Raw genomic sequence first — 8,758 nt, 5'->3', positions numbered from 1 at the left:
CAGGCCAAAACAATCAGAAAAAAGGAAGGATGCTCCATCGAGCAGCTCTTTACCGCTTATGCACTTTAAATCATTTTATATGGGATCAGCTATATAACGAAGCCGGAGGCGGTTTTCTTAATGAAAGGGTTAACCGTCACGTTTGAGTACCTCTGCTACCCGGGCTTGAAGAACAGGAATGAGTTCCTGCTCGAACCACGGATTGCGCTTAAACCACAGATTGTTGCGTGGACTCGGATGAGGCAGGGGAACAATATAAGGCCAGTTCTTCCGCCATGCTCGAACGGTCTCGGTTAGCGATGTACCTGCGTTCGGAAGGTGATAGGCTTGTGCGTATTGTCCTAATACCAGTGTGAGTTTGAGATTCTTCAAGTGTGACAGCAATGCTGCTCGCCACCTCAGAGCACATTCGGGCCGCGGAGGCAAATCGCCTGATTTGCCTGTTCCAGGAAAGCAGAAACCCATAGGCAGGATGGCTATCTGCCTAGCATCATAAAATATCTCGTGCGAAATACCCAACCAAGCACGCAATCTGTCACCGCTTGGATCATTGAACGGGATACCGGTTTCATGGACCTTCTTACCTGGCGCTTGCCCTGCCAGCAGAATACGGGCTGATTCATGTATTTGGAAGACCGGACGCGGGCTGAGTGGCAACTGCTCGGCGCAAAATGTGCAGGCACGCACATCATTGATCAGCAATGCGAGGGAAGTCATGTAATCAGTGTAATTTATATACTCCTGTTTTAATGACCAGCCAGAAGATTGGTTAGTCATTTCGAAAAATTTTCTTTTCAGCGGGCAAACTGTGAATTTGGCATATTACTAGCCAGTAGTGGATTAAAACTAATTCTAAAACGAGTACACAAAGCGCCAATTGGCACAGAATCTTGCACAGACTATATAACCCACACCCCATAAGAGAGGGGTTACATTTTTTGCTTCTTTAACTTCATCGAATTCACCAGAGAACACGGGTTATTAATTTCAATTCTAGCAAATTCCAGGTGCAATCATTTGTGAAATAAATGCGGAACAAATAAAAAGACAGAATGTCCATACTAATAGGAGGTATTAATTATCATTTCATTAATGAAATTTCTCCATTCCCAAATGGTGAATTTAGAGATCAGATTCAAGTAGCAAATAGGGTTTAGCAAGATTAAATATAAATAGATCAGTTTGTATGGCAGTTGATTCTAAATTAATCGAAGAATATTGAAAGGAGAATATCATGATAGATGACGGATTAAATCACGATCTTAACGATGATAAAGGCGGGTTACGCGACGATACATCTGATGATAATCCCAATGGAAGCAACAATCACAAAGCATTTAAATTTGTGATTGAGAATAATAAGGTAGTCCAAGTATTTGAATTTAAAGATGGCCAATTAGAACCTAAAAATATTGATGCTGATGATATTTTTGAAGTACGAGACAATCAAGTAATTTTTACTGAGATCAAGCCATTTGGGCGTGAAGTCACGACATTTGTTGATGATAACGGTGATGGAATTTTTGTTCGTATTGCTGAGCAGCAAATCGTAGATCCTGGCGCACAAGTTCCATTTAAAATTCACGATCAATTAAGATTTGATCCTACTGATGATGATGATTTAATTGCTGTAACCGGAGGAGAGCATGTCCGTGGTGGAGGAGGTGCTGATGATTTTGTTTTCCGCGAACCAGATCATTTGGAGGTTGAAGATTTTCATCATGACCAAGGTGATAGATTAGTATTTGATACCGGACTTGGTTTGCAATCAAAAGAGCAATTGATGAGCTTTGTCACCGATCTGCATTTTCAAGGTGATAATTTGATTGTTAATTTCGGGTCGAATGTTTCAATCACATTGACTGGTGTGCATGAAGGTCAAATTAGTCTTGATGATGTGGTGGTAATGAGTTAATTTAGGGACGGACAACTAATGACTGGTGGAAAATCAACTTGCCACAAAGATTTTACTTTTGATACACGCAGAAATAAGAAAGTTAAATCGTCAAAACCATTAGTTGTTCTCCAAGTATGATCATTCAATCCAATTATCTTGAGAATAACGAGACTAATCCAAAATAAAAAGTACAGAAAAATATTGCCCCTATCCAGTAATTCTTGCCAATACTTCGTGTTGCGCCTTGCCCTGCACTCGCAAAATTACACACTCCATCCCACCTCTAACTGAGGAATCTAGGTTCAATAATTGAAAAACTCGCTTTTTTAGAGTAGGTAAGATACTCTAAAAAGTAAGAGTACATTGCAAGAATATAGGTAATTCTATTTCTAAATCAAACCTGATTTTGTCGGCTTCACCTTGTCGTATTATTATACTGTCTGCGGCTCGCCTTCGCGTCATGTTTGATTTAGAAATAGAATAAGTTTACGGGTAGCTTTTTAAGTTTTAAAAGCTAAACTGACTTTTATCAAGAATTTCAAATTTATAATGAAGAAAAGACAGATATTGAGTGTGGTTACTTTCCTGCTAATACCGCCGTTGCTATCGGGTTGCTGGACTTTGGTTGCAGCAGGTGCGGGTGCCTACGGAGGATATAAAATGAAAGAGAAGGGTTATACTTTACAAAACCCGATTACTAAAGAGAAAAGCAAGCAATCGAGTCAGTAAGATTTCTGGTCTTGCTACTGTTCGAGCGGGCAATAGTTGATTTACGCACTCATGAAACAGCGTAGTTGCATCATTGGTGACGGCATAAGGAATTTTCACCCGGCCTATTTTGCCATGGTGATGGCTACCGGCATCGTGTCGATTGCTTTTGAAGCGATGGCTTTCCCCAGCATCGCCAGGGCGCTGTTTACACTGAATCTGATTTTTTATCTGATTTTGTGCACCATTCTGACTGTACGGATAGTGTTTTTCCTGCCAGATTTAATGGCGGACCTCAGGACTCTGCGGCGTGCAGTGCTTTTTCTGACGTTTGTGGTTGGCACCAATACCATCGGCATGCAGCTTATCACCTTTCATCAAGCGGCGGAATTGGCCATGTTATTATGGCTTATTGCCCTGATTGGCTGGGTCGTATGCATCTATTTCATTCTCCTTGATTTTGTTTCTATGCGGGGGAAACCCATGTACAAAATCGTAAATGGCGCAACCTTACTGATTGTCGTTAGCACAGTATCGGTATCCATGTTGGGTGTCCGCCTTCTGGAGGCAACGGGTATACATGCGGAGTATGCTTATTTTATGGCAGGGAGTTTCTGGGCGTTGGCTTTTATCCTGTATTTGATGATCGTGACGTTGTTAATTTATCGACTGTTTTTCCAGCGATTTGAACTTAACGAATGGGATGCCCCTTACTGGATCTGCATGGGAGCAACGGCAATCATCACTCTGGCGGGTGCCGAGTTGGCTATGCGCATGCCAATTCTGTCAGCATGGCAAGATATTTGGCTGGCTGTTTTGTGGATGACTGTTTTTGCATGGATTATTGGAACAATGTGGATTCCTTATCTTTTGGTCATGGATATCCTAAAATTCACTCGTGTGGGTATCGCAGCTTCAGCACCGCTATGGATAAAAACTTTTCCATGGGCTGGACTGGCGTTTGGTAGACAATTTCATGCCTACGATCCGCCTTCCTGGAGCAGAGTCTTTCCCATGGGGATGTATGCGGCCAGCACACTTTCTCTGGCGGAAGTGACAAGCTTTGGCTCACTGGCGATTATTTCCCAATATTGGGGCTGGTTTGCATTGCTAATCTGGTCGCTGACATTGATAGGTATGCTACGCACTGTTTGCTCTGTAATTAACATCGTGACCATTTCTCCACGTTGAGATGAACCCGGATTTTCCATTAGAACCAATTAAGGTGTGAATATTGAGTTAAATTTAACGGGAAGATCAAACGTTTTAGATTGATTCTAAAACCATCGATCCATTCACGTTGTTGTATGGCCACGGCCAGTAATGATCTTTTCCCGGCCCTCATGAATGATGTAGCCAGCTTTGGCAAAGAGCTTATAGTGCAGGATTTTGAGGGTATGTTGAACATCAGGCCTGCCTGAAACCGCATCACTTCTTAGTACCGCTTGGCGAAACAGGCTCATCAAATTGTAAGTCAGTATTTCTGTCATTAAAGCAGCTTCAGTCGTCCAGAAATCTCTGAGATTAAAGCTTTCCCCACCAAAATCATATTTCAGTTCTTTGATACGGTTTTCACTGTCAGTACGGCTACGATACAAACGCCAAAGTTCTGTTGCAGGTAAATCCATATCTGTGGCTAGCGCGCTGTAGTGGTATTGAGCAAAAACTGGATCATCTGCAAATATAGACAATGTCTTACCCTTGACATCAGGTTGCTTATCAATCTTTTGTCGAATACCCACTACGTCTCTTCTGCCAATGCTCTTTGCAATGGCTGGTTGAGACGCAAGGCAATTAGATAATGCATGCTACGTTGATCTAAATTGTCCAGGAACGCACTATTACTAAAATCACTGTCAGATTGAAAGCATGAACTGCAAAAGCAACTGAATGAATGCATAGTCTCTATTACGTTTCTAATTAGCAACAAAAAAAGTATTTTAAAAACATGATGTTATATATCATATATTAAAATGCGTCGCTAAATAACGACAAAATAATTCTTTAATAAACATAGTGTTATGTATCATACATATATCATGCATAGAAACAAATTGATTAGTGGCGACATTTTTCCCATATTTTACTTATCAAATGTTATGTAACTAATTGATTAATAATGAGTATATGTTGTGGCATGAATTATGCCTGTATATCAGAATACGTTAATTCGCTAAATTATCCTTATTTTTAACAAGTTATTGTAATAGCTTTCATTAAAAAATCTTCCTCATGGAAAACCTGGGATGAACTCATGTAATCTAACTTTTTTGATTTGCAGATGAATAGAACAGCAAATGAGTAGAATACTTTCGTCAATGTTGCGTTCCGCTTTGATGGGTGGCCTGCTCAGCATCTTTTTCTTTCTCGGCGGCTGTCAACCATTTATGACCAGACCATTGGAGTCACCCATTCCAGTGGCTAAGCCGTTGCCTGTTCCGGTAGCCAGTCATGAGTTCAGTTTCGACTCCGCGCGTGAGGACGTGGTCGGCATGCTGCAGGTCATCACCACCAACAAGGAAGACACGCTCTCCGATATTGCCCGGCGGTTCAACCTTGGCTACGAAGAGATAGTGAGCGCCAACCCAGGTGTCGATCCCTGGTTACCGGGAGAAGGCACTGAAATCGTGATTCCCACCCAGTTTGTGCTACCGGATGCACCACGCAAAGGCATCGTTATCAATCTCGCGGCAATGCGGCTATTTTATTTTCCGAAGACCAAAGACGGTGAGCCACAGAAAGTTATCACCCATCCGCTTGGCATTGGACGCGTGGGATGGAGAACGCCGGAAGGGGTGACTAAAATTTCCTCCAAAGTAGAAAATCCCGCTTGGATACCGACCCCCTCTATTCGTAAAGAACACGCGGAAAACGGTGATTTACTGCCCGCTATCGTACCGCCTGGGCCGGACAACCCGATGGGTACCCACGTGCTGAGACTAGCCTGGCCGAAATACGCTATACATGGTACCGACAAACCGCCGAGTATCGGGCTGCGTGGTAGTCACGGTTGTCTGCGCATGTATCCAGAAGACATCGTGCGTATTTACAATGAAGTACCGGTTGGCACACCGGTGTGCGTAGTAAATCAGCCTCGCCTGCTGGGCTGGCGCAGCCATGAGCTGTATTTGCAAACCTATCCTATCTTGGAAGATGACAAACGAGATAATAACAAACTGTTCATCAAGAAATTGTTGAATGTCACACGCTCAACTCCGAAGGCAAAGCTTGCTTTGCGACGCCAGACCAAGATCAACCCGGCCCTGCTCAAGGAAGTTATCCAGAATCCACGCGCCATAGCCATCCCGATTACGCAGCCGAATATGACTTTACAGACCTATCTCGATCGCACCGGGCGCGTGCAGAATATCCTGCCGCTTAATGCGACTTGGGATGGTGACAAGAGCAGACAACTTACCGCGGCTGAAGTACTGGAGATGGCGGATAAGGAACCGTAGCCCAGAACAAAGGATTAAGTTTATCTATAGTCAGTTTTTTCTAGGTGGCATTGTTGTTACCTCTCGTGTTTTACCAAATACGAGTTAGTCTGATGCCGTGATATTTGGCATTATCCTCTATTACCACCTGCCAGCCTTTGTATGGGGTAGTGAAAAGGTAACTGCTCAAAATTGCCAATAGCTGCACCGGCCACAACGTCGTGCGCATGATGCTGTTCGGGCTCGACCCGGCTATAGGCTACGAACAATGCAACCGCATAAACCGGCATACCATACTTCCAGCCGTAACGTTTGCGCATGAACTCGGCGGAGGCAAACGAAAGGACCAATACGTACTCGAAGCGCTATCGCTACATTGCTGGTACTTTACATGGTTCCAGTCACTTGCTCGCGTTGTTTCGCCTTGGTTTGCTAACTAGCAAATTCACAATAGAATGTCTGGGGCACGCATTTGTTCTACGCTGCAAATGTTAATTGCTGGTGTATCGGTATTTTTCGGTGGCTGATATCATGGGCCTGTATTTGTTGATTTCGCTTAATGGTTTCAAGCATCATGCGAACGAAGCGTTTTCATCGCTCAAAATTCAGAATTGGAAAAACTTTCTGCATCTGAAAATCGATATCGATGGCAGCCTGACTATTTTTGCCGTCAGTTTGTAATGAGTGCCACGCAAGTGGAAAAAAATCGGTGAACTTGGCGAGCTTAGTTGTATTTTGCCCAACGATGAGCGCGCGACTAAGCCGCAACTGATGATCGACAAATTCGTACTTAAATAAACAAAAGTTCATATAAAAAGAGAGTCACGCTATGCGCTATGTACTGGCCATGGATCAGGGTACTACGAGTTCGCGCGCGATCGTGTTCGATAGTGATGCGCGTATTCATGGTATCGCGCAGCAGGAATATCGGCGACTATATCCGCAGCCGGGCTGGGTCGAGCACGATCTGCATGATATTTGGCAGAGCCAGCTCGCAGTGGCACGGCAGGCGCTCGTCAAAGCGAATATCACTGCGCGCGATGTCGCGGCAATTGGCATCACAAATCAGCGTGAGACTACATTGTTGTGGGATCGGCACACTGGCGAGCCGATCGGCAATGCCATCGTCTAGCAGGATCATCGCACGGCGGATCTCTGTACGCAATTAAAATCACGGCATGAGCAATTATTTCGCGGGCGTACGGGTTTGTTGCTCGATCCGTACTTTTCGGGAACCAAGCTCACATGGCTGCTCGACCATTATCAGGATGCATGCAAGCGCGCTGAAAATGGCGAGCTTGCTTTCGGTACGGTCGATACGTGGCTGCTGTAGAATTTGACGCGCGGTAAAATGCACGCAACTGATGTGACAAATGCATCGCGCACACTGCTGTTCGATATTCATCGTAATCGCTGGGACGATGAATTGCTCGATATGCTTGATGTTCCCGCGCAGGTATTGCCACAGATTTTTGCTTCGAGTGCGGATTACGGTTACACCGCACCCGATTTATTTGGTGCCCTGATTTTGATCGGCGGCATCGCGGCGATCAACAAGCTGCATTGTTTGGGCAGGCGTGTCATGCGCCTGGCATGGTGAAAAATACCTACAGCACGGGTTGCTTCATGCTTATGCAAACGGGTGAGCGCGCTTGCGAATCGCAGCATGGTTTGCTCACGACAAGTGCGGCGCAACTCGATACGCAGCCAGTATTTGCGCTCGAAGGCAGTGTATTTATTTGTGGTGCTGTCGTACAATGGTTGCGCGATGGTCTCGGCGTTATCAAAAGTTCGGCGGAAATCGAAGCACTCGCAACGTCGGTGCCCGATAGTGGTGGTGTGTATTTCGTACCCGCACTCACTGGCTTTGGTTCGCCGCATTGGGACCCACGCGCGCGCATATCGCGCGCTGCACTCGAAGCCATTGGTTATCAATCTGCCGAATTATTACTCGCGATGCAAAAGGATGCCGCCACACCGATCAAAGAATTGCGCGTTGATGGCGGTGCGGCTGCGAATAATTTACTGATGCAGCATCAAGCCGATTTACTCGGCATACCTGTCGTGCGTCCACATATTATCGAAACCACCGCACTCGGTGCTGCGTATCTCGCGGGATTGACTGCGGGTGTGTGGAATAGCACCAAAGAGATCGCCGAACATTAGCAGATCGATCGCGTCTTCGAGCCGATGATTTCGCGCGATGAAGCAGCGCAGCGGATGTTCGATTGGAGTAAGGTAGTAAGGGCGTCTAATCCGTGGAGAATGGATTAACATTGTGACGCAACCCATCGCTTCACAAAGCAACCACTCATTATTCCATTTCTATTATAGAAGAATTACAGCAGCGTAGGCTGTAGTGTTGCCTTTGGAAAGACTCCTGCACAACTTACCCGCTAGTCAAATAAATAACTAAAATGGCGATAAGTATAGCATAACCAGATAATTTTGATTATAATGCAAGGATGGCATATTCATTGGATTTTCGCCGTAAAGTCTTATCTGTTCGAGAGAAAGAAGGACTTACGATAGCCGAGGTGGCAGCGCGGTTTGATGTGGGTATAGCAAGCGTTGTTCGCTGGATCAAGCATGCTGATCGCAAACCTCAAGGGTTTCGCAAACGCAAGATTGATCTTGATGTATTGCGGCAGGATATTCTCGATTATCCCGATGCCTGTCAGTACGAGCGAGCAAAACGTTTGGGCGTGGCGCAGAA

Annotated in this window: 10 protein-coding genes and 1 pseudogene; 7 read left to right on the top strand and 4 right to left on the bottom strand. The window is 44.9% G+C overall.

What is annotated here, in order from left to right; translation table 11 throughout:
- Window positions 1–129: 129 nt before the first annotated feature.
- Window positions 130–777, bottom strand: coding sequence for a uracil-DNA glycosylase family protein (locus tag BLV54_RS13825; RefSeq protein ID WP_256329519.1), 648 nt, complete (start codon window positions 775–777; stop codon window positions 130–132).
- Between the two features lie 457 nt (window positions 778–1,234).
- Between BLV54_RS13825 and BLV54_RS13820 the strand changes: the two genes are divergently transcribed.
- From BLV54_RS13820 to BLV54_RS13810, 3 genes are all read left to right on the top strand, one after another.
- On the top strand, window positions 1,235–1,915 hold the full coding sequence (locus tag BLV54_RS13820) for a hypothetical protein (protein ID WP_176969784.1): 681 nt from the start codon (window positions 1,235–1,237) through the stop codon (window positions 1,913–1,915).
- A 531-nt stretch (window positions 1,916–2,446) separates the two neighbouring features.
- Entirely contained in the window at window positions 2,447–2,626 is a 180-nt protein-coding gene (locus BLV54_RS13815; RefSeq protein ID WP_090572201.1) for a hypothetical protein, read from the top strand.
- Window positions 2,627–2,677: 51 nt separating this feature from the next.
- Window positions 2,678–3,796 carry a tellurite resistance/C4-dicarboxylate transporter family protein gene (locus BLV54_RS13810; protein ID WP_090572200.1) on the top strand — a complete coding sequence of 373 codons (1,119 nt, stop codon included), beginning with the start codon at window positions 2,678–2,680 and terminating at the stop codon, window positions 3,794–3,796.
- A 104-nt stretch (window positions 3,797–3,900) separates the two neighbouring features.
- Here the strand turns inward: BLV54_RS13810 and BLV54_RS13805 are convergent, their stop codons facing one another.
- Window positions 3,901–4,347 (bottom strand): transposase, encoded by a 447-nt coding sequence (locus BLV54_RS13805; RefSeq protein ID WP_218132413.1) that lies wholly within the window; start codon window positions 4,345–4,347, stop codon window positions 3,901–3,903.
- A gap of 555 nt (window positions 4,348–4,902) precedes the next feature.
- Here BLV54_RS13805 and BLV54_RS13800 point away from each other — a divergent pair.
- Window positions 4,903–6,063: a L,D-transpeptidase family protein gene (locus BLV54_RS13800; protein WP_218132412.1), complete on the top strand. Its 1,161-nt coding sequence runs from the start codon at window positions 4,903–4,905 to the stop codon at window positions 6,061–6,063.
- Between the two features lie 110 nt (window positions 6,064–6,173).
- Here the strand turns inward: BLV54_RS13800 and BLV54_RS15775 are convergent, their stop codons facing one another.
- Together BLV54_RS15775 and BLV54_RS15770 are read right to left on the bottom strand one after the other, a co-directional pair.
- Complete coding sequence (locus tag BLV54_RS15775) at window positions 6,174–6,362, bottom strand: phosphatase PAP2 family protein (RefSeq protein ID WP_143032529.1); 189 nt, start codon at window positions 6,360–6,362, stop codon at window positions 6,174–6,176.
- Between the two features lie 271 nt (window positions 6,363–6,633).
- The gene (locus BLV54_RS15770) at window positions 6,634–6,852 is read right to left on the bottom strand and encodes a hypothetical protein (protein ID WP_143032528.1); all 219 of its coding nucleotides are present in this window, start codon (window positions 6,850–6,852) and stop codon (window positions 6,634–6,636) included.
- A gap of 19 nt (window positions 6,853–6,871) precedes the next feature.
- Between BLV54_RS15770 and BLV54_RS17020 the strand changes: the two are divergent.
- The 3 genes and pseudogenes from BLV54_RS17020 to BLV54_RS13785 form a co-directional block, all read left to right on the top strand.
- Window positions 6,872–7,642, top strand: a pseudogene (locus BLV54_RS17020) (FGGY family carbohydrate kinase).
- Window positions 7,636–8,208 (top strand): FGGY family carbohydrate kinase, encoded by a 573-nt coding sequence (locus BLV54_RS17015; RefSeq protein WP_256329518.1) that lies wholly within the window; start codon window positions 7,636–7,638, stop codon window positions 8,206–8,208. The pseudogene BLV54_RS17020 and the gene BLV54_RS17015 overlap by 7 nt, the downstream one beginning before the upstream one ends.
- 299 nt (window positions 8,209–8,507) lie before the next feature.
- Window positions 8,508–8,758 (top strand): IS630 transposase-related protein (locus BLV54_RS13785; RefSeq protein ID WP_143032527.1); only part of this gene is annotated, 251 nt, incomplete at its 3' end.

The organism is Nitrosomonas sp. Nm33 (genome assembly GCF_900107265.1).
Lineage (GTDB): Bacteria > Pseudomonadota > Gammaproteobacteria > Burkholderiales > Nitrosomonadaceae > Nitrosomonas.
This window is presented reverse-complemented; position numbering and strand designations above follow the sequence as displayed.

What these genes read in the sequence shown, in the direction of transcription:
- BLV54_RS15770 (WP_143032528.1), bottom strand. Translation starts at nt 6,852, where the DNA reads ATGAACTTTTGTTTATTTAAGTACGAATTTGTCGATCATCAGTTGCGG.
- BLV54_RS13810 (WP_090572200.1), top strand. Translation starts at nt 2,678, where the DNA reads ATGAAACAGCGTAGTTGCATCATTGGTGACGGCATAAGGAATTTTCAC.
- BLV54_RS15775 (WP_143032529.1), bottom strand. Translation starts at nt 6,362, where the DNA reads ATGCGCAAACGTTACGGCTGGAAGTATGGTATGCCGGTTTATGCGGTT.
- BLV54_RS17015 (WP_256329518.1), top strand. Translation starts at nt 7,636, where the DNA reads ATGGTGAAAAATACCTACAGCACGGGTTGCTTCATGCTTATGCAAACG.
- BLV54_RS13815 (WP_090572201.1), top strand. Translation starts at nt 2,447, where the DNA reads ATGAAGAAAAGACAGATATTGAGTGTGGTTACTTTCCTGCTAATACCG.
- BLV54_RS13825 (WP_256329519.1), bottom strand. Translation starts at nt 777, where the DNA reads ATGACTAACCAATCTTCTGGCTGGTCATTAAAACAGGAGTATATAAAT.
- BLV54_RS13820 (WP_176969784.1), top strand. Translation starts at nt 1,235, where the DNA reads ATGATAGATGACGGATTAAATCACGATCTTAACGATGATAAAGGCGGG.
- BLV54_RS13800 (WP_218132412.1), top strand. Translation starts at nt 4,903, where the DNA reads ATGAGTAGAATACTTTCGTCAATGTTGCGTTCCGCTTTGATGGGTGGC.